The following is a 19,409-nucleotide window of genomic DNA, read 5'->3' on the forward strand; positions in this document are numbered from 1 at the left end:
AATTAGCCGCGACTTTGATTTTACTCATCAAGAATGTAGTTGATCGGGTCTACGGCAGTTCCGTTAATGCGAACTTCATAGTGCAAATGCGGTCCCGTTGAACGACCCGTATTACCTACGGCACCCACAACGTCCCATTTATTCACACGCTGACCCACCTGAACATAGATTTGTGACAAGTGGCCAAAACGAGTGGTTACCCCAAAACCATAATCGATCGTGATTAACTTACCGTAGGATTCATCGTAACTAGCAAACACCACGACACCATCCGCTGGCGCATAAACCGGTGAACCTGGTGCTGCTGCGATATCAAGACCCGCATGCAATGCCGCTTTACCCGTGAATGGTGAAATACGATAACCGAAGCGAGAAGTGATCCAACCTTTTGCTGGCTTCATGTTCGGCGTTGAGTTCAACAAACTTTGACGTTCCGAAAGACTTTCCCAAAGATCGATAACACTTTGCTCTTTAAGCTGAGTTTCTTTTACGGCCTTATCAATTCGTACTACTAAAGAAGCATAATCTTTATCTGCCTCTTCGTTTGCTAACTCACCGACTTGTTCATTAAGAGGTTTTTGATTTGAAAACACCTGATCCTGGGCAGCAATCTCTTCACCCTCTTGGCGGGCTTCCATTGGTTCATATTCTTCAACCGGTTGATTCGCCGCTGGCTTTGGGCCCATGGTCAACTTGGTAATACGGTCATCCGCATCGACGTTGGTGATCAATTTCAATTTAGTCGTGAATGTCTTAACACGCTCTAAACTGTTTTCAAGGGCGTTTACTTTACTTTCAACAACTTGGAACTGCTTAATCAACTGAGCGTTTTCAGCTTTAAGTCTTTTATTTTCCATGGCCTGAAGTAAAAGGCCGAAATAATCTACAAGACCAGCAGCAAAAATGATAATAACGATCGCACCGATAAAAGAAATTGCCTTTAGCCATGCAGCCGATAGCACAATCTTACGGGTTTTCCCCGTTTGATTGCTAACCATAAACAGCGTGACTTTCTTTTTATCCAAAGGCGGAACTCCTTACGCGCTTTCTAATCACTATTCGTGAAAATGTAATAGCATCACGGTGACGTTATCATCTCCGCCATTTGCCAGGGCTTGTTCTACACAAGCTTTTACTATTTTGTCAGGTGTATTTTGATTCAAAATTTCAGAAATACGATTGTCGTCGACTAAACCTGAAAGTCCATCGGAACACATTAAGAACATTTCCCCAGGATAGATCTCTCGCTCAATAATATCTGGATAACAATCGCGCTCATAACCAACGCTGCGAGTGATGACATTTCGTCCCACAAACTGGCGAACTTGTTCTTCACTCATCACACCGGCGCGCAACTGTTCATTGATTAAAGAATGATCTTCGGTGATTTGCCAAAGATTGGGACGCTTAAAAAGATAACAACGTGAATCACCAACGTTACCAACGTAAAGATGACGATTACGAATGTAGGCCATCACCATCGTCGTACCCATGCCAGCAAGCTCCGGGCGTTCATTGGCCGCCTTATCAAAGATGCGTTTTGATGCCTCTTCGTAACTTTGCAGAATCATTTCACGCGGAGATTTTTTTACTGCATCAGGCTGCAACATCATCTCTTCAACGGTTTCAACAGCCATACTGGAAGCAACTTCGCCACCCATATGACCACCCATTCCGTCGGCAACAATAAAAAGTCCTAGCTCTTTATTCACCAAGAATGAATCTTGGTTTGAATCACGACGAAGCCCTTTATCTGTCAGATACCACGAGTCAAATTTCATAGATGTTTCATTTTCACCCAACACTGACAGAGGAGTCAAAGTCTGGCCCTGGACCTCGGTCGCATTCTCTGGGTCCGGTTCACCATCGGCTACATTTCAGGTGTCATAATACCGATAGGAAGAGGTGAGGTCCGTATGAAGAAGTCACCGTCTTTCAGAATGTATGTGCTACTTTCGATGATTTTCCACGTTTTGGTTGTGGGCTCACTATTTTTAATAGAGAAGCTCACTCCGAAGGTACCTCAGCAAGAAGCTGTCAGCATTAACTTTCTGAACCCGGAAGACATAGAAAAAATGGCGAAGGTCGAAGCTGCTGCTAAGAAAAGAGCAGAGTCGATCAAAAACCAGATTGTTGAACAAGATCAAGTTTCTTCAAATGAAGAAGCTGCGGCCGACGCACGTTATTTAAGCGCTAAAAATCAAAAAGTTAAAAAAGAAACCATGGCTGCGAACCGTGGACAGTTTCAAAATTTGAAAAAATCTACTATGGCGAAGTCAGGCCCGAAGGGTGATGGCAAATTGAAGAATGCCGAAACTTCGGACGTCGCAAAAAAGCAGCTGCAAAAAGATTTATTTAAAACATTTGATCCGCAAGAATCGCTTGAACGCCAAAAATTAACCGAGACAGAAAAAGGTCTAGGCGAAGGTCGTGGCAGTGGCGAGCACAATACTGGAACAGGTAAAGAAGCCAGCCAAACTTCGGATTACCTTAAAAACGTGGATGTCGGATTAGAGACCATGCTGAACACCCGCGAGTTTAAATATTATTCTTACTATACAAGAATTCGTAAGCAATTGGCGCAACACTGGGAAGGCCGCGTAAGAGATAAGCTTTCGAAGCTTTTCAAAGAGGGTCGCGCCCCTGCTGCTACTAATAAAGATCGCATCACCAAGTTGATGATCGTCCTTAATGACAAAGGCACCTTAGTCAGAGTCCAAGTGCTTAGTGATTCTGGCGTCAGAGATTTAGATGACGCCGCGATTGAAGCCTTCAGGGCCGCCGCTCCATTCCCGAACCCACCAAAAGGGATTGTTGAAGGTGACGGCACAGTGAAAATCAGATGGGATTTCGTACTTGAAGTTTAGAAATTAAAGCTTAACAAAGAAAAAGGCGGCCCAAAGCCGCCTTTTTTTATTTCTTCGTCATTACGAAGACTCGATCCCAATCTTGCGGTGGCGGATTTTCTAAGAATTCCTGACATCGCTCTACATAGATCGCTGCTACCGGGTCACCATGATTTTTGTCTAGCGTTTCAAACGCCTCTAGGGCGTTTTTGAAATTCATCTCTTGGTAATCGCGGTACGCTTTTTCAAAGGTACTTAATCTTTCTTGATGATCTTTATCAACCTGCCCTTCCGCGACAAGTTCAAAGATCTTAACCGGTAAGTTCTTACCTTTTACTTTCACCATATCAACTTCACGGCATACGAAAGCATCTTTCACATCGCCATAAGTAAATTCACTGATGATGATTCTAGTTCCGTATTCTTTATTGATACCTTCTAAACGCGAACCCAAGTTCACCGCATCGCCCATCACCGTATAGTTTCGTACGATAGTCGACCCCATGTTACCAACACTCATTTCACCGGTATTAATACCAATACCGATATCAATTGTTGGAATTCCTTCTTTTTTGAATTCTTCCTGCAGCTCTTTTAGTTTTACCAAACTTTGTAAAGCTGTACGGCAGGCTTCTTTCGCATGACCATCGTAAGCAATCGGCGCACCGAAGAACGCCATCAAGGCATCACCCATGTACTTATCTAATGTTCCGCGATTTTTAAACACGATATCTGTCATCGGCGTTAGATATCGACTTAGAATTTCTGAAAGCTTTTGTGGATCTAAACTTTCTGACAACGTCGTAAAGCCGCGTACGTCAGAGAAAAACACCGTCATTCGTTGCTTTTTACCACCCAGTTCTAAATTCTCTGGAGATTTTAAAACCTCATCAACGATGGCTGGTGAAACGTATTTAGCAAACGTAGTTTTAAGTTCTTTCTTCTTCTTTTCTTCAGTCAGATATTTGTAAGTTTGAATCGCAAAATTCACGATCACTAACACCAACAAAGGCAGCATGATTGAAATCATGATGTTGAATTTTAAGAAGAGGAATAAGTCCGTTGCAACGATCACTGCTAATGTTGTAGCAGAGATAATTAGACCTGGCACCGCACCCACTTGAGTTAAAACCACACTTAGGAAAATACCTAGTGCCAGGATAATCCAAGGCATTAGTTTCGCTTCTTTAGACCAAGGCGAAAGGAATTTATGATCAGCTAATTGCGCCAAGGCTTGAACGTGAATTTCAGGTCCCGGGAAGTTCTTTTCAAAAGGTGTTACTCGCAGATCGTACACCCCAGTGGCCGTGGCCCCCATAATCAGCATGCGATCTTTGAAAAATTCTTTTCGATCCACTTCAACAACCTTCGGTTGGAATTTTTGTGATTCCGGATGCCAGAAAGTGTGAATGATTTTAATAGTTGGACTGTTTCTTAGAATTTCACGGGCAGGAATATGGGGAATCGAATAAGTTCCACCGTAATAATTCACTCTCATGAAACTGAATTTATCTGCCGAGATAGAGAACATTTTTTTCTCTGGCTCTTGTTTTGGATCATAAACGTCAAACGCCGTAACGACTTTGTTTTTGCTATTTGAAGTTTTATCAACCGTCACTTGCGCACGATATCCCATTCCTGTTAGATAAGTCTGCAATGATAAAGTTGGAACAAATGATGTACCCATGCGATTTCCCGTACGATAGAAAAGCGGCATACGGCGCACACTTCCGTCGTTATCTTGGAAGGCATTGAAGCTGGCGTTGTAATCAACTCCGGCTTGCATCATTGGTAAATTCGCTGACCAGCTCCATGAAGCCGGAAGGGGATGGCGAAGAACGGTTTTCTTAAACTTTTTAACTGCTGATTCTAGGTCCTTTTCTGGAACCGCGAAAATCTCTGCATAGGCTTTAACCAGTTCTGGATTTTCTTTAGTTGGCACAAACGGATCATTTGAAGTCAGCCAAGTTTGGCAATATTCGAAGTTTCTTTTCGTCACTTCGATTTTCATGAAACGCTTTTGCGCATCAGAAAGCTCTGCTTCTGAAGCCACTTTAAATTCGTTTTTTAATAATAACGGAACGTTTTCAGCTTCTAGGGCTGTGAACAACTGATTTAGCAACTGGCCGAAATCAATCGACTCATAAGGATCGGCTTTATCTTCAACTACGAAAGATGCGTTTAACTTAACAACATCGGCTCCGTTAGCACGGGCAAAGGCTTCGTTAACACAGTAATCTTGGTATGGTGCCCAAGCGTCCCCGGCTGGTTCATTGAAACTTCCGGTCACCACTTTATCGCGATGTTTAGTTAAGCTTTCGGCTAACGCCATATCAGAACTAGGATCACCAAATTGTGGTTCAGAAAAGATCACATCGAATCCAAGGCTTGAAGCCCCGTCGGCGAAAACATTATCCACTAATTTTGCGATGACCTTACGATCCCATGGCCAACGCCCGACCTCTTCAATGGATTTATCATCGATCGCGATCAAGCCTACTTTTGCTTCAGAAGGCTTCGAGCCGCGCAGCTGCATTTTGAAATCCAGCATCTTAAGATCCAAGTTCTCTAGGACCCCTACGAAACTTTTTGGATCTTGCTCCTCATGGCGCAGGTTTTGGTAATTGTAAAATTGGAAAGCCAAGAACACGAAAAGTAACGTGACCCCGGAGCCGATCAGGTAAGATATTTTTTCAGTTTTCATTCGCTCTAGGATCGATTTTTCCCTGCTAAAACACAAGTTTACGAAGGTCTGACCGCCCTCAGTCCTGAGTCCTGCGAAGGAATTTTAAACGCCATCAACAGCAAAAAGGTTGATGCAACATTTTGGGCACTTTTCCCCTGGTCTAGCCTATGGGCTTTCCCTAGAGTGAGAACTCTTGCCGCAGAGCTTAATAACGTGGACTCTGTACCTTGCTAGTGCTAGTTTCCCTGACGCTAGAAAAGTCAAAATTCGTAAGGAGAACCAATTGGATAACTCAATCCTTAAAAACGCAAAACCAGAGGTTCTGGATTCTATCGCAAGACGTGCACATTACTTGGCTACGCAAATGATTTGGCAAGCCAACCACCGCCCGGACAAAGAAAAGGGCGATCCTAAAATCGGGGGCCATCCAGCTGGTTCAGCAAGTTCGCTTCACATCATGGGCGCACTTCACTTACTTGTGAAAACAAGCTTTGACCACATTGCCAACAAACCACACGCTTCGCCAACAGATCACTCTTACAACTATCTTTTGGATCTTTTGCTTAAGGGCGATCTTTCAAAACTTTCTCAAGAACAAGCGGACCAAGCTATGCACGGTCTTCGTAAGTTCACTGATGGCAGCGATTACGTATTTCAATCTTACCATTCAGCTTACGATCCTGATCACCACAACTTCTTCCCGTCTGGTACAGTTGGTATTCCACCTGTTGAAGCGGGCTACATGGCCTTGGCTTACCGTTACGCACGTGAGCACGGTTATGAAGTTCCAGATGCACACTTCTGGGCTGTTTGCGGTGACTCTGAATTCCGTGAAGGTTCAATGTATGAAGCTGTACCTGACTTTGCAGAGCGTGAATTAGGATCAGTGACTTGGATTCTTGATTACAACCGCCAATCTTTGGATGGTCACCGTATCACGAACCAAGATATCATGAACGGAACAGACGCTGACCGTGTAGAGCGCACTATGGCTGCCAACGGTTGGGAAGTTATTCAAGTTCGTCACGGTGCTAAACGCCAAGCTCTATTCAAAAAGAAAGATGGCGACACTTTCAAAAACTTCCTTGAAAAAGAATTAGAGGATTACGAACTTCAAGCACTTCTTCTTGTTCAAGACATGAAGGCTTTGAAAAAAGGCATCGCAAAAGAACATCCAAACATGAAAAAATTCTTGGAAAGCGTTTCTGACCAAGAACTTTACGATGCTATCCGTGACTTCGGTGGACACGATATGATCGCTTTGGCTGAAGCGATGCTTAAGTCTAAAGAATCAAAACGTAAACCGACAATCATCATCGCCCATACTCTTAAAGGCTGGGGCTTAAAAGCCGCTGCTCAACCGGGCAACCACTCTTCTTTACCAACTGAAGAAGAAGTAAACGAACTAAAAGCAAAACAAGGCATCAAAGGTGAAAAACTTTATGAGCGTTTCGCGGCTGGTTCTGTTGAAGGTAAATTCTTAGCAGCTCGCTCTGAAAAACTTTATAGCGAAATCAAAGCACAACATGCTTTGAAAGCGAAAAACCAAGAGTTCTTCCTTAAAAAATTAACAGAGTTTGGCGAGATTCCACAGTCTTTAGACATCAACACGAAAATGACAAGCTACCCTCATACACAATGGATGCTTGGTCAGTTGACAGCGAAGTTGACTCGTATCGCGAACACTCCGCTTGATGAATCTAAATTGGGTGAAAAGCAAAAAGCGCTTATCCCAACTGAAAAACCATTCAAACTTCCTGGCGAGTTGTTCATTTCAATGGCTCCGGACGTGGGTACGTCGACGAACTTAAATCCAGCGATGGATGGTAAGATCTTCGGTGCTCCGGTTGTTGCCGATCTTGAAACTGAATTGGGAGTAAAAGATAACAAACTTCCAGATCTAGTTCCTGGTGAAGATGTTTCTGACCGCTTCTTGCGTTTTGAAATCGCTGAAGGAAACGTTATGTCTTGCGTGGGTGCATTCGGAAAAATGCGCGACACTGTTGGCGTACCTATCATCCCATTGATGACGGTTTACGATTTCTTCTTGAAACGTGCGCTAGATCAATACTTCTACAATCTTTACTGGAAGAGCTCTTTCATCTGCGTTGGTACTCCATCAGGTGTGACTTTGTCTCCTGAAGGTGCGCAACACGGATGGAAATCTGATATCCAAATCCCGAACCAAATCACTTGGGAACCGTTCTTCTGCCAAGAGCTTGACTGGATCCTTTGCGATTCCATCAAACGTCACGTAATGAACGATAACGCTGGCAGAACTGGCGTTATGCTTCGTTTGGTTACTCGCGGTGTAGAGCAAAAAGACATGATGACCTACTTGAAAAAGCAAGCTCGCTTTAAAACGGGTCTTGAAGGTCAATTGGCTCGCGCGGAATTCCCAGTAGCTGGTGCAGCGAACGAAGAAGAGTTAGCAACTATCGAAGAAGCGCAAATCATGGCGACAATCCGTGAAGAAGTTTTGATGGGCGCTTACTACCTTATCGACTACCGCGGTTATGCTGGTTATGAACCAGGAGATAACGTAGTCAACGTCTTCGCAATGGGCGCGATGGTGACTGAGGCGATCAAAGCTTCTGAAGCCCTTCTTGCTCGTGGCATTTACGCAAACGTGATCGTAGTTACTTCTTCTGATCTTTTAGTCGGTATACAAGGTCATGAAAATGATTATGAATATTTGAAAAACGGTTTGGGCGTGAATTCAAACCTTTACCTTCGTAAAACTGACGAAGTTTCAACAGGCGATCTAATCACTGTTGCTGGTAAACGCATCCCAGTGGTCAGTGTTGCCGACGGTGAAGCAGGTCTATTAGACAATATCGGTTCGATCATTGGTGTTCGCCAAGAAGCTCTTGCGGTTCGTAAGCACTCTAAGTGCGGTCGCCCTTCAGAGATCTACGCTTACCACCACATTGATGGTGAAGCGGTTGTTGAAGCCTGCGGTAAAGTATTAGCTGAAACAGCTCTTGAAAAAGTGATCGTTTCTGAAAATGCACTTGGGGAAACTCACCAAGCAGAAGGTCGCACAGCTCATTGGACTGACTTGTGGCCGGCTAAAACGCCAGTTCACAAGCACTAACTACTTCGGCGAAGCCGTAGTGTAGACAGGCCAGCGTGGATTACAAAGAATTATCCAAGCAAGAACTCCCCTTCCAAGGGGAGTTCTTTTTATCTAGAAACAAAAAATACGAAGAGCTGATTTTCTTCGTGCACTTTTACGAAGGCAGTCCCAAACAACTTCTTCGTCATATCAAGCTGGTTAATTCTTTAGGCTTCGATGCCTTTGCTTTTCAACTAATTGGAAACCATAAAAACTTAATTTCTATGCATCCACCAATCAGTTCCCGCGGGGAGTTTGGTGTTAAGCACACTTATGCTGATCAAATTGAAATTCTGCTGAACATGATTCCAGGTAAGAAAATCATGTATACGTTTTCAAATCCGACGGGTTCAGCGATTGAAGCCATGGCGCGAAGACAGGTGTCTGATACGGTTGCATTAATTTGTGATAGCGGCCCCAGTGGTAAGTTTATTCCTTCTGCTTACAATCTATATACCCATGAATATAAATTAAATCCGATGCCGTTAAGATTGGTGCTAGCACCTATATTAAGCCTGGGTTGGAGCTTTTATCTCCATAAAGATCTTCAGACAGATTTAAAGAAATTTCCTGCAGGATTTAGAATCCTTTCGATTCGCGGCTGGAAAGATCTGTTAATTCCACCTGACCACATCGACGCAGTTTTTGAACCGCAAAAGCATCTGAATTGGACTAAGCTTTCATTACCTGAAGCGGGCCACTTAACGGGTCTTCGTGATTTCAAATCGGAATACGTACCAGGGTTAGAAAAGTTTCTAACTAGTGTGGCGACAACTCTGTGATCCCCTTTAATCCCCACGATCCATTTCCATTATTAGATCTTGATCAATATTCCTATCAAGAGGCCCAGGAGCATGCGGCCCTCGTAGATCACTGGTTGGGGTTTAAATTAGAAGAAGTTGAAAAAGAAATTTCCAAATCCCATGAAGGTCAACAGAACTGGAGCCACCTATCTGTTCAAGCCTTTCAAACGCCTTATGTTGAGTTAAGAAATATTCTAGAAATTCTTAAGGCCTCTTCACCAAGCCATGTCGTTGATCTGGGTTGCGCCTACGGACGGATGGCTTTTGTGATCGCTGAACACTACCCGCAATTAAATTTCACAGGTTATGAACTTGAACCCTTACGAGTTCAAGAGACGAACAGAGTCCTTCACCAGAAATACAAAGAAAGTGAAGCGCAAATCATTGCTGCCGACTTAAGCTTGCCTGATTTCACTCCCCCGGCTGCTGACGTTTATTTTATTTTCGATTACGGCAGCGAAGCCGCGGTTAAAAAGACTTTGAATGATCTTAAGCTCATTGCCTTGCAAAAACCCATCGTCGTTGTTGGCAGAGGACGTTTAACTCGTTTTCTAATCCATAAAGAACATCCATGGCTTTCTGAAGTGAATAGCCCCCAACACTTTGCGCACTTTTCTATTTATAGTTCCTAATTTTATGTAGGAATGCATATCCAAATTAGAGCCCTGTAACTGGTTCCTTATGTGCTTCGCTAATATCGTGTTTAGCTACATGGGGGTTTTTCAATGGGTTTCAAGGCATCATCACTGGTTCTTTCTTCACTGCTGCTAGCAAGCAACGCCTTCGCAGGCAGAGGCGGATATCTTTATCAAAAAACTTTTTATAATCAGGCTGAATCTTATATCGATTTACTTGAAGAAAAACCGACTGATGTTCTAGCGAAACTTCCCGCCGATAAACAGGCAAAGTGCATGGAACGCTATAGCGGCATTCTAGATGACGGCATTATAGATATTCGCATTGCCTTGGGGTACTTTGATTGGACCACCGGCCGTCCCGTAAAGGCTAAATTTCAGAACTACGGCTTAAGTCCCTCGCTTGATTTAGGCGCCTATGCAGCTTTAAAAGCTATTTTGACAGAACCTTGCGAAGGAAATTCTCGCTTCTGCGGTTTTAAAGTCGATCCTTCAAACACAAATCGCCTTAGTCGTGAAGTCAAAGTTCATGGGAAATCCTATATCGCGCGCATTGATATGCAATTTGCTTCTCAATCTGAGTATCTTGACGAAAATCGTTTCTCTTTAAGAACAGAGCAAAATCAAAGAACTGCTTTCATGGAAGATTTCTTTGCGCGCGGACTGCAGAATGCAGATGCCATTTTCTATTTCGGTCATTCCCGAAATGGTGGCGGTCCTGACTTCAGTCCGCCGATCTTTATCGGCAGCTCTAACAAAGTCGACTATACAAACTACTATAAACCGAAACGTCCCGGATTTAAAAAGATGGTGGCCGCTTTATCAAATGGGAAACAAGCTCCCATTATTGGTTTAATGTCTTGTGCTTCCCGCGATCATTTTCTTAAAAAGCTTCAAGAGATTGCGCCTAACAGTGGTCTTATTACCTCCATGGATGTTCTTTTAGTAGAGATGGTTTACACCGCGATGATTGGCGGCGTGGATGCGATCCTTCGGGGGCAGTGTCAGGCGAGCTTTTACCAGTCGTTACGTATGACGGATGACAACCGTAAGTACATTACGATGGACGGAATGTTTGAGTAATAACAACCTAGCTTTTAACTTTCATTCGGTGCCTTTAAAATAAATAAATTATAAGGGGGAATCCATGGTCAGCTTGGAACAGCTTCCACATCCTGAATATTTGCCTTATCCAAATCACTATACTGCCGCCTTCTTTGCGACCCGCGAGGCCGCTGAAAAAGCCATTGATGATCTGGAACTGGAAGGCTTTGAGGATGAAGATTTTAATATCTTTGAAGGCGACCGTGGAGTGGATGCAATCGATTTAGATGGTTCCCACCACACTATGCTTGAAAGATTTATGCGCCAATTTATTAAGTTCTCAGACTCTGCGGAATGGAGATTCCTGTCTGAAGCGGACCAGGAGCTTAGAAACGGTCATATCCTTATTTGCGTTCCTACGGGCAATGATAAAGATAAAAACGAAGTCATTGACGTATTTAAACGAAATGGTGCCTATGACATCAGGTATTTTACTCCTCTTTACATTGAAGAGGTTGTGTAGACCGACAAACTAGGATACAGGATAGCCCATCAATACGAGGTATAAGATGGGCGATCTTGAGTTTAAGGTTTATAAAGTAACTTCTAAAGGTTTCGGTGAATGGCTTGCAGCTTTTGATCAAGACGAACTTATCTTCTTAGGCAGCTACGCCCTTGGGAAAAAGTTTGTTGAAAGCGACTTAGCTAAAATCTTCCATGACGTTTATGGCTTTCATGTTGGCTCTTTTACTCCAGCAAAATGGACTAAAGGGGATTTCTGGAATACCAATCATAAGATCAAATTGATGGGCACTGAATTCCAAGTAAAAGTATGGCTTGAACTGACTAAAATTCCATCTGGCAAAACTTTGACTTACTCTGAAGTTGCTAAAAAGATTCGTAAACCATCAGCAGTTCGCGCTGTGGCTTCTGCGATCGCTAAAAATCCAATCTGCGTATGGATTCCATGCCATCGCGTCGTCGGTAAAGGCACTAGCAAATTAAAATATCACTATGGTCCGGAAACAAAAAAGCAGCTTTTGATCTCTGAAGGAGCAATCGCTTAGCTTCAGGTTTCAGAATTACTGTACTCGCGCTCTTTCCACTGAATTTTCTTTGCTCGCAAGACGTCTAATAATGAAGTCGCTGTGATGAAAGTAAAAAGAATAATATTCAGTGGAACGAGCAAAGCTCCTATTAAATAAAATCTTCCGTTCTTTCTTTGCACTAAGGCGACTAGCAATATTCCCGCAGCCGCAGCGCCTAAGGTCTTTACGTCTCTTGCAGCTAAAAACAGATTAAATATAAGCAGAAGCTCTAAAGTTGCTAGCACCGAGCTTCGCTGCAATCCAAGTCGCAATAGTCTTTTCCATCCTAATAAGAATTCTTTAAAGGAGGAGTACATTTGCACTTGGTATAAATTAAAATCAGGCATCACATGATAAACGTAGCCTTCTTTCATCCAAAGTGTGGCTAGATCAATATCATCGACAAGGCTTTGCGCTATTGCTTTATGGCCACCTGTTTTAAAATAGCTTTGCTTAGTACAAAGCATGTATTGGCCAATGGCGAACACTCTTCCTGGCTTAGGCTGGTCCCCGTAGGCCGTGACTAGAAGAGGAAGTATATGGAAAAAGCCAAGAAATTTTTCCCACCATAGTTTGCATTGATGGAAAGGCGGGGCCGAAATTAAATCGGCCTTTTTTAAAGTAAAAAAGCTAACAGCGTTAGCTAAACCATCATTGTGAATGGTATCGGCGTCTGTGAATAAAAGAAGCTCCCCTTGCGCTTTTAAAGCTCCTGTCCAACAGGCCCAATTCTTACCCACCCATCCCGCCGGTTTAGACTCTGCACTTAAAACTTTAACCTGTGAAAAGGACTTAGCGACCACTGCCGTATTATCAGAAGAAGAATCATCAACAACGATGATTTCAAGCTGCGGATAAGTAGATTTACTTAAACTTGTTAACAACGTGCCGATATTTTTTTCTTCATTTCGGCACGGAATTATTATCGACACTAGCGGCAGATTTTGGGCAAGGCCGTGTCGACAATGCCGCCTTAAAGGCTTACTACGATAAAACAAAATACTAAGTCCCAAAAGGGAAAGTATTGTTTCTAAATTCATAGTTGCTGTAGCACTTTTAAAGTTTCAGTTACGCCCGGATACCCTTGAGTAAACCAATGCCACCAAGAAAAGATCATAATCATATGGCCCGTTAAAATGAAGACATGGCTCCACATTTCAACTCGATCTGATTTTGAAAGAAGATATCGTCGCCAGTGCATCACTTCATCAACCAAACTGTAAACTACACTTAAAGCGATCAGTACAAGGATTGGTGTGTGCAGTACTTCACCGTGATTATAAGCAAGGCAAAGACCCACCACGCTTGTGACACCAAAGAAAATTGTAATGTGATGAACTAAGGCTTCTCCGCCTTGAAGGGCTTCTTTATAAACAGTGCGATGGCCGATCGTATCTAAAGCAATGGCTGAAACAAAAATGAAGGTGCCGATGGGAATATTCCAGACATATACAGGATATTGAACACCGCCACTATGCCCGGCATATAAAAACAACGTGATGCAGGCTAAGAGCCCCACCATCATTCCAATCCAAGCCACATAGACGATCCAGTCTATGCGACTGAATTCTTTAATTCTTGAAACGTAAATCACTGTATCTTGCCAGAAGGTGTTTTGTGCTGAATTCATAGGGCAAAGACTCCTCTAACCGCTAAGCAAATTTTTTCTGTCGCCGTGACCACAGTGCGAGAGCTTAAAGCCCCCGGGCCCTTCTTTCTAATCTTAGTTCCGATATGCTGATAGATGTGTGAAGCGATTGAAACTGCAAGACGAGCCCGCAACGGTAAATATTTTAAGCCCTTTCGTCCTTCAGAATAAAGCTCATCAGCGCGATCAAGAAGACGTAATACAATCTTGTAAGTATCTTCTTTGTTTTGGTCACTTAAAATCCATTCAGGCATAATACGTGTTTCATAGATCCATTGTTCTGGAAGATAAATACGTCCGCGATTGAAATCTTCTGCGACATCACGGGCAATATTTGTAAGCTGCATGGCATTTCCCATGGCTATAGCATGATGATTTGCTGCAGTTGATTTTACTCCCAGGATTCTTGTCATCATTAATCCAACAACACCCGCCACCCGATAAGCATAAAGCTCTAAATCCTGTAAAGATTGATAACGTCTATTTTCAACATCCATAGCAAAACCTGCCAGCAGACTTTGGGGGTATTCAAATGGAATCTGATGCTGTCTGAAAACAGCCGCGACTTCCGTGAAAAGACTTTGGTCATCTTTGCCAGGAACAATATAAGCCTGTTCAGTGTTGGTGGTTAACAACTGCAAAACGTCTTTTGCTGCTTCCTGATTCACTGCCTGATCAATTTGGTCATCACAGTAGCGACACCACCGATAAAGAATCCAGCAATCCAGTTTATTTTTCTTTGTGAAAAACAAACTAGCAAAATAAAAGCTCTTTGATCCGGTAGCGATGACCGTCTTAGAATCCTGCATCACTCATCACCACTTTAGCAGTCGCTTTTGCAGATGAAATAACCCCTGGTACGCCCGCGCCAGGATGGGTTCCCGCCCCCACAAAATATAAGCCTTTAAGTTTATCGTCTTTATTATGAGTACGGAAGAAAGCACTTTGCGTAAGAATCGGTTCAAGTGAAAACGCCGAGCCAACGTGGGCGTTTAAATTTTTACTAAAATCTTTTGGGGTAAAGATTTTTTGCACGACCAGATTTTGTTTTAGATCCGGCAAATAGCGAGCTTCAAGATAGTTCAGGATCTTTTCCGCATATTTAGGTCCTTCAACATCCCAGTCAATATCCATGTTGCCTAAATGAGATACTGGTGAAAGCACGTAAAATGCTTCATGACCTTCTGGCGCAAGACTGGCATCGGATCTTGTCGGTGCATGCAGATACAATGAGAAATCATTCGGCAATTGACCTTTAAAGAAAATATCATTCAAAAGTGCCTGATAGCGCGGACCAAACATCACATTATGATGGGCAAGTTCTGGATAAGTTTTCTTTGTACCAAAATAGATCAGGAACAAAGACATACTATGGCGCATTTTTTCTAACTTCTCTGCTGTAGGCTGAGCCAATGATTCATGTTGCAAAAGCTGTTTATAAGTATGAACCACGTCGCCATTACTTATAACCAAATCAAAAGTTTGCGGGCCATGCAGTTTAGAAACAACGCCCGTTACTTTGCCAAAGTTAGTTGTGATGCGTTCAACGGGATTACCTAAGCTAATAACGCCGCCTAAATCTTGGAACAAACGTACTAAACCTTGCACTAATGCACCAGTTCCGCCCTTAGGGAAAAAGACCCCGCCCGCCCGTTCTAAATAGTGAATCAAAGTGTAGATGGAAGAAGTAGAAAAGGGATTGCCCCCAACAAGCAAGCTGTGAAAGCTAAACGCCTGGCGCAGGCGATCGTCTTTGATGTATTGGCTGACTATTTGGTAAACCGATTTATCAGCTCTTAATTTTGCAAGCTGAGGCGCTACCTTCACCATACTCCACCAATTTAGGAAAGGTTCTGCCGCAAGTTTTTCGTAACCTTCGTGATAAACTTCTTTGCTGTACTTTAGGAACTCCAAGTACCCAGCTTCGTCCATCGGTGAAAATTTACGAATTTGTGACTTCGTTTTTTCTAAATCCCCACAATAATCAAAGACAGAACCATCTTCCCAAAATAATTTGTAAAATGGAGTCACCGGTAAAAGCTCGACGTAATCCTTCATGGATTTGCCAGCTATTGAGAAAAGTTCTTCCAAGGTCTCTGGCGCTGTAATCACCGTGGGACCTGCATCAAAGGTAAAACCGTTTTCTTTAAATACAGCAGCGCGCCCACCCGGCTGATCTTGTTTTTCAAAAATAGTAACTTGATGGCCCTGGGCTTGCAGGCGAATTGCAACAGCCAAACCACCGAATCCACTTCCAATAACTGCGATATTTTTTCTAATCATAAGCACCTAACAATTTATTTGTAATAAGCAATAGTTGGTTAAATTCATCCACCTGCAATTGCAGTTCGCGACTGAGCTTGCTGGTTGTTTCATTTAAGAACTGAACGGCGGCGACAAATGCCTTTTTCTCGATATCAAAGGTTTTCAGCATGTCTTCGACCTTGTCGTTGGTTTTTGGCAACTGCGAAGTCAGATTTAGGAACAGAGAAAATTCTTCGGGTGTCATAGCTTTAGAACAAACACTGAAGATATGACCAATCCGATGCAGCTTTAAATCCTCACAGCGCTTCACTGGATTTTTGCGTGAATGAATATTTCCAAGGTCGTCAAACATTTGCAGTGAAAGACCAATCTTTCTTCCCCAATAATCTAGTTTTTCTAAATAGTCTTCGGTGCCCCCCAGAAGAAGCGTTCCCATTTTTAGGGCTAAACTAACAAGGGCGCCTGATTTTAGCTCCATGGCTGCTCTTGAAACGGATTCAATACGATCTTGGGTCAAAGTATGAACCGAAGTACCCACATCAAGTGCCTGACCATAATGCCCTTGCACCAAAGTTTGCAGACACTCTTGCATCAAACGACTGCGATTCTCTTCACTGATGTCTAACTTACCGATATAGGTAAAAGGGATAAAATAGAGCCAATTCCCAGCGTTTAAAGCCACTGGCAGCCCGTGCAGGTGATGTAGCGTCTTTTTACCGCGACGATAAAGGCTACCGTCTTGAATGTCATCCACGACCAACGATCCTGCGTGAATCATTTCAATAATGTGACTTGCATGCTGACTCAGCTCATCTATTTTTTCGTCTGAAACAGATGAATTTCGTTTCGCAATACTAAAACCCAACTGCACTAATTGCCCACGCAAATCCTTTTTAGGTCGCGAAAAGAATTCTTGGACTGGGTCCAGCAAAGTCTTATCGATCAGATCGTCTATCTCATAGTCAGAATTTAGACGGAAGATATCTTTAAGATTTAATGATTGTTCCATCATACTCCTGAATTAATTAAACACTTCAGCGCTTCAGTTACCGGCACTGGAGGTTTCCCACTTAGAATTCTAATTTTTTCGGCGTTAGATAATGAAGCTCGATAAAAGTTTGCAATCAGCGACTCCGGCAAAGAATAGAATCGCTCAAAGATTTTAAAACGTTCATTTGGTTGAGCTGCCTGAAACAGTAAACGATTTAAAAGATAAAAATATCTCTTTTGCCAATACTGTTCATTTCGATATCTGTTTAGGACCGTCCGAGCCGCCGCAGTACTTGGATTTTTTAACTGGCTGATTCGGTCAGCGATCTTAACAGCTTCGGGAAGAGAATATCCCGTGACAGGATGAAAGAATCCGCCTCGGGCACCGATCACAGCTAACTTCTTTTCATTTGATTGAGACTGAAAGAAAGGAATCGGCAGAACTCCAGTTTCTTCATCTAGGATCTTTTGTACCTGCCAACCTTTACTTGAAACGTAATTCAGAATTTCTTTTCGCAGAAACTCGTTATCCATCAGCGAACTTTCGCTATAATAAGTGTCTTCAATCAAAAGCTCAGTTTCTGACCATGGCAATACATACATGAAGCGGTAACCGTCAGTCTGTTTTACTGTAGCATCCATGATGATCGGATTCTGCAAACCGTGGGCAGTTTTCGTCTGCAGGTGAAGTCCTAAAAATTTCTGATAACCACACTTGGTGGTGAGGGTCTCTGGCCCTCTTGCATCGATGATACAATTGGCTTTGTGAACGGAACCATCAGCAGTTGTAATTGCTGCCTCATCGACGCTGACTATTTCAGTGTTAAAGAAAATTTGACCGGCAAATTCATTCTTTATTTTATTACTAAGGTCTTCAGGTCGGATGGACGCATATCTGCCGGTCAAGTTTCTATAGTAGGAGGCAAAGTGAACCGTATGTTCTTGCCACTCTTTAGAAATCAGGGACTTGATATTTAAATAGTTGTCGCTAACATCGCTTTGGTGAAAGGACCAGGTACGCTTCAAAGGCAGATCATTTGATTGTTCAAAGATCTGTATGAAAAGTTCGGGCTGGCGTTGCTTTAGGAACCACGCCATAAGGCAACCACTTAAGCCAGCTCCCACGATAATGACGTCCGCACTTTTCAGAACGGTATTTTTTATACCCATACCCCTGACTAACATCTGTTTAATTTCAGTCAAGATGGCCCCACGACTTTGTCGAAATACAATTAGACAAAACCTAGACAAATGCCGGAGAGCGTAGAATATTTGCGCCCATGGAAAAGTTAACGATCAAGGCTGTAGCAGAAATCACCGGAATATCGGAATTCACACTTCGTTCTTGGGAAAAGCGCTACAGCGCCATCGCTCCGAAAAGAAATACCTCAGGTCGTCGTCTGTACAATTTAGAGGAAGTTGAAAAACTGCGTTTGTTAAATCAATTACGGCTGCGTGGTCATGCGATTAAAGATATTGCTCCGCTAAGCATTTCTAAGCTGGGCCGCCTTTTTCATGACTCTGCTGAACAATCAAATGGTCGCCAACATTTCTTCGTTTCTGAAAAAACACCCGCCGTTTATGTAAATCTTCTTGTACAAGAATTGGTTGAACTGAACTTATCTAAATTTACTAGTTTACTTAAAAGGACTCAGCTTGAGTTTGATACTCGCACTTATTTAATTGAGATCGTATCTCCCCTTTTAAAAATACTTGGGGATAAGGTCATCAATGGGGAGCTTGATGTTTTTCACGAGCACACAGCATCTGCGATTGTACGTAATTCGCTATCGGCCTTGCTGTATGCTTCTGAGCAGTTTAATAATCTGCAAAATCAAACTCCGATAATTTTCTGCAGCCCTGAAGGTGATCTTCACGAGTTTGGAATTCTAATTTGTGCAGTCTTAGCAGTTCTAAATGGATTCCAAGTTTTTTACTTGGGCCCAAATCTTCCAGCTGAATCAGTGGTGCGTGCGGCGCAAGTGACGGCTTCACCTTTGGTGGTGGTGGGTCTTTCGGCTCCGCGTTCTGTACTTAAAATTTCAGAGATTCATTCTTTTCTAAATACGACCCTCACCAATCTTCCTGATTCAACAATGCTCTGGTACGGGGGCATGCGAGCTTTTGAAGTGGAGTTTGAGCAAACATCACGAGTTCGTCTGATTCAGAACTTAAAGTTCTTCGATCAGGCTTTGCGCCTTTGGCAGGACAAAGTGGATGGGTAATTTGCTAAAATGAGGGGTTTTCAGCTTGCTGCAGGTGACTGGGTCTAGAATCGAAGCAAAG

The 19,409-nt window shown here is 43.0% G+C and carries 17 protein-coding genes; 8 read left to right on the forward strand and 9 right to left on the reverse strand.

The window, feature by feature from the left end:
* Window positions 1–20: 20 nt before the first annotated feature.
* Entirely contained in the window at window positions 21–1,025 is a 1,005-nt protein-coding gene (locus MNR06_RS10020) for a M23 family metallopeptidase (RefSeq protein ID WP_243535613.1), read from the reverse strand.
* Window positions 1,026–1,055: 30 nt separating this feature from the next.
* On the reverse strand, window positions 1,056–1,781 hold the full coding sequence (locus MNR06_RS10025; protein ID WP_243535615.1) for a Stp1/IreP family PP2C-type Ser/Thr phosphatase: 726 nt from the start codon (window positions 1,779–1,781) through the stop codon (window positions 1,056–1,058).
* Between the two features lie 135 nt (window positions 1,782–1,916).
* Here MNR06_RS10025 and MNR06_RS10030 point away from each other — a divergent pair, with 135 nt between their 5' ends.
* Window positions 1,917–2,867, forward strand: a complete 951-nt coding sequence (locus MNR06_RS10030; RefSeq protein WP_243535617.1) for an energy transducer TonB family protein — start codon at window positions 1,917–1,919, stop codon at window positions 2,865–2,867.
* Between the two features lie 46 nt (window positions 2,868–2,913).
* On the opposite strand, the gene MNR06_RS10035 is transcribed toward MNR06_RS10030, so the two are convergent.
* A complete protein-coding gene (locus MNR06_RS10035; RefSeq protein WP_243535619.1) occupies window positions 2,914–5,550 on the reverse strand; it encodes an adenylate/guanylate cyclase domain-containing protein in 2,637 nt (878 codons plus the stop codon).
* A 265-nt stretch (window positions 5,551–5,815) separates the two neighbouring features.
* Here MNR06_RS10035 and MNR06_RS10040 point away from each other — a divergent pair, with 265 nt between their 5' ends.
* From MNR06_RS10040 to MNR06_RS16725, 6 genes are all read left to right on the forward strand, one after another.
* On the forward strand, window positions 5,816–8,629 hold the full coding sequence (locus MNR06_RS10040; RefSeq protein WP_243535622.1) for a pyruvate dehydrogenase: 2,814 nt from the start codon (window positions 5,816–5,818) through the stop codon (window positions 8,627–8,629).
* Between the two features lie 35 nt (window positions 8,630–8,664).
* Window positions 8,665–9,432, forward strand: a complete 768-nt coding sequence (locus MNR06_RS10045; protein ID WP_243535624.1) for a hypothetical protein — start codon at window positions 8,665–8,667, stop codon at window positions 9,430–9,432.
* Window positions 9,429–10,085: a class I SAM-dependent methyltransferase gene (locus tag MNR06_RS10050; RefSeq protein ID WP_243535626.1), complete on the forward strand. Its 657-nt coding sequence runs from the start codon at window positions 9,429–9,431 to the stop codon at window positions 10,083–10,085. The genes MNR06_RS10045 and MNR06_RS10050 overlap by 4 nt, the downstream gene beginning before the upstream one ends.
* 93 nt (window positions 10,086–10,178) lie before the next feature.
* Entirely contained in the window at window positions 10,179–11,171 is a 993-nt protein-coding gene (locus MNR06_RS10055) for a hypothetical protein (RefSeq protein WP_243535628.1), read from the forward strand.
* A 64-nt stretch (window positions 11,172–11,235) separates the two neighbouring features.
* Entirely contained in the window at window positions 11,236–11,655 is a 420-nt protein-coding gene (locus tag MNR06_RS10060; protein ID WP_243535630.1) for a hypothetical protein, read from the forward strand.
* A 46-nt stretch (window positions 11,656–11,701) separates the two neighbouring features.
* Window positions 11,702–12,199 (forward strand): methylated-DNA--[protein]-cysteine S-methyltransferase, encoded by a 498-nt coding sequence (locus tag MNR06_RS16725; protein WP_330220888.1) that lies wholly within the window; start codon window positions 11,702–11,704, stop codon window positions 12,197–12,199.
* Between the two features lie 2 nt (window positions 12,200–12,201).
* Here the strand turns inward: MNR06_RS16725 and MNR06_RS10070 are convergent, their stop codons facing one another.
* From MNR06_RS10070 to crtY, 6 genes are all read right to left on the reverse strand, one after another.
* Complete coding sequence (locus MNR06_RS10070) at window positions 12,202–13,152, reverse strand: glycosyltransferase (RefSeq protein WP_243535632.1); 951 nt, start codon at window positions 13,150–13,152, stop codon at window positions 12,202–12,204.
* 104 nt (window positions 13,153–13,256) lie between these two features.
* A complete protein-coding gene (locus tag MNR06_RS10075; protein ID WP_243535634.1) occupies window positions 13,257–13,850 on the reverse strand; it encodes a hypothetical protein in 594 nt (197 codons plus the stop codon).
* Window positions 13,847–14,677 carry a phytoene/squalene synthase family protein gene (locus tag MNR06_RS10080; RefSeq protein ID WP_243535636.1) on the reverse strand — a complete coding sequence of 277 codons (831 nt, stop codon included), beginning with the start codon at window positions 14,675–14,677 and terminating at the stop codon, window positions 13,847–13,849. Before MNR06_RS10080 ends, MNR06_RS10075 begins: the two co-directional genes overlap by 4 nt.
* Window positions 14,664–16,151, reverse strand: a complete 1,488-nt coding sequence (locus tag MNR06_RS10085) for a phytoene desaturase (RefSeq protein WP_243535638.1) — start codon at window positions 16,149–16,151, stop codon at window positions 14,664–14,666. Before MNR06_RS10085 ends, MNR06_RS10080 begins: the two co-directional genes overlap by 14 nt.
* Window positions 16,144–17,145: a polyprenyl synthetase family protein gene (locus MNR06_RS10090; RefSeq protein WP_243535640.1), complete on the reverse strand. Its 1,002-nt coding sequence runs from the start codon at window positions 17,143–17,145 to the stop codon at window positions 16,144–16,146. Before MNR06_RS10090 ends, MNR06_RS10085 begins: the two co-directional genes overlap by 8 nt.
* Complete coding sequence (crtY, locus tag MNR06_RS10095) at window positions 17,142–18,293, reverse strand: lycopene beta-cyclase CrtY (protein WP_243535642.1); 1,152 nt, start codon at window positions 18,291–18,293, stop codon at window positions 17,142–17,144. Before crtY ends, MNR06_RS10090 begins: the two co-directional genes overlap by 4 nt.
* 110 nt (window positions 18,294–18,403) lie before the next feature.
* Between crtY and MNR06_RS10100 the strand changes: the two genes are divergently transcribed.
* Window positions 18,404–19,348 (forward strand): MerR family transcriptional regulator, encoded by a 945-nt coding sequence (locus tag MNR06_RS10100; protein WP_243535644.1) that lies wholly within the window; start codon window positions 18,404–18,406, stop codon window positions 19,346–19,348.
* The last annotated feature ends 61 nt before the right edge of the window (window positions 19,349–19,409 follow it).

This window comes from Bdellovibrio reynosensis (genome assembly GCF_022814725.1).
GTDB classification, from domain to species: domain Bacteria; phylum Bdellovibrionota; class Bdellovibrionia; order Bdellovibrionales; family Bdellovibrionaceae; genus Bdellovibrio; species Bdellovibrio reynosensis.

Bases quoted from the DNA above. Each gene is read 5' to 3' on its own strand.
- MNR06_RS10025 (WP_243535615.1), bottom strand. From the start codon at position 1,781: ATGAAATTTGACTCGTGGTATCTGACAGATAAAGGGCTTCGTCGTGAT.
- MNR06_RS10030 (WP_243535617.1), top strand. From the start codon at position 1,917: ATGAAGAAGTCACCGTCTTTCAGAATGTATGTGCTACTTTCGATGATT.
- MNR06_RS10035 (WP_243535619.1), bottom strand. From the start codon at position 5,550: ATGAAAACTGAAAAAATATCTTACCTGATCGGCTCCGGGGTCACGTTA.
- MNR06_RS10055 (WP_243535628.1), top strand. From the start codon at position 10,179: ATGGGTTTCAAGGCATCATCACTGGTTCTTTCTTCACTGCTGCTAGCA.
- MNR06_RS10060 (WP_243535630.1), top strand. From the start codon at position 11,236: ATGGTCAGCTTGGAACAGCTTCCACATCCTGAATATTTGCCTTATCCA.
- MNR06_RS16725 (WP_330220888.1), top strand. From the start codon at position 11,702: ATGGGCGATCTTGAGTTTAAGGTTTATAAAGTAACTTCTAAAGGTTTC.
- MNR06_RS10075 (WP_243535634.1), bottom strand. From the start codon at position 13,850: ATGAATTCAGCACAAAACACCTTCTGGCAAGATACAGTGATTTACGTT.
- MNR06_RS10080 (WP_243535636.1), bottom strand. From the start codon at position 14,677: ATGCAGGATTCTAAGACGGTCATCGCTACCGGATCAAAGAGCTTTTAT.
- MNR06_RS10085 (WP_243535638.1), bottom strand. From the start codon at position 16,151: ATGATTAGAAAAAATATCGCAGTTATTGGAAGTGGATTCGGTGGTTTG.
- MNR06_RS10090 (WP_243535640.1), bottom strand. From the start codon at position 17,145: ATGATGGAACAATCATTAAATCTTAAAGATATCTTCCGTCTAAATTCT.
- crtY (WP_243535642.1), bottom strand. From the start codon at position 18,293: ATGGGTATAAAAAATACCGTTCTGAAAAGTGCGGACGTCATTATCGTG.
- MNR06_RS10100 (WP_243535644.1), top strand. From the start codon at position 18,404: ATGGAAAAGTTAACGATCAAGGCTGTAGCAGAAATCACCGGAATATCG.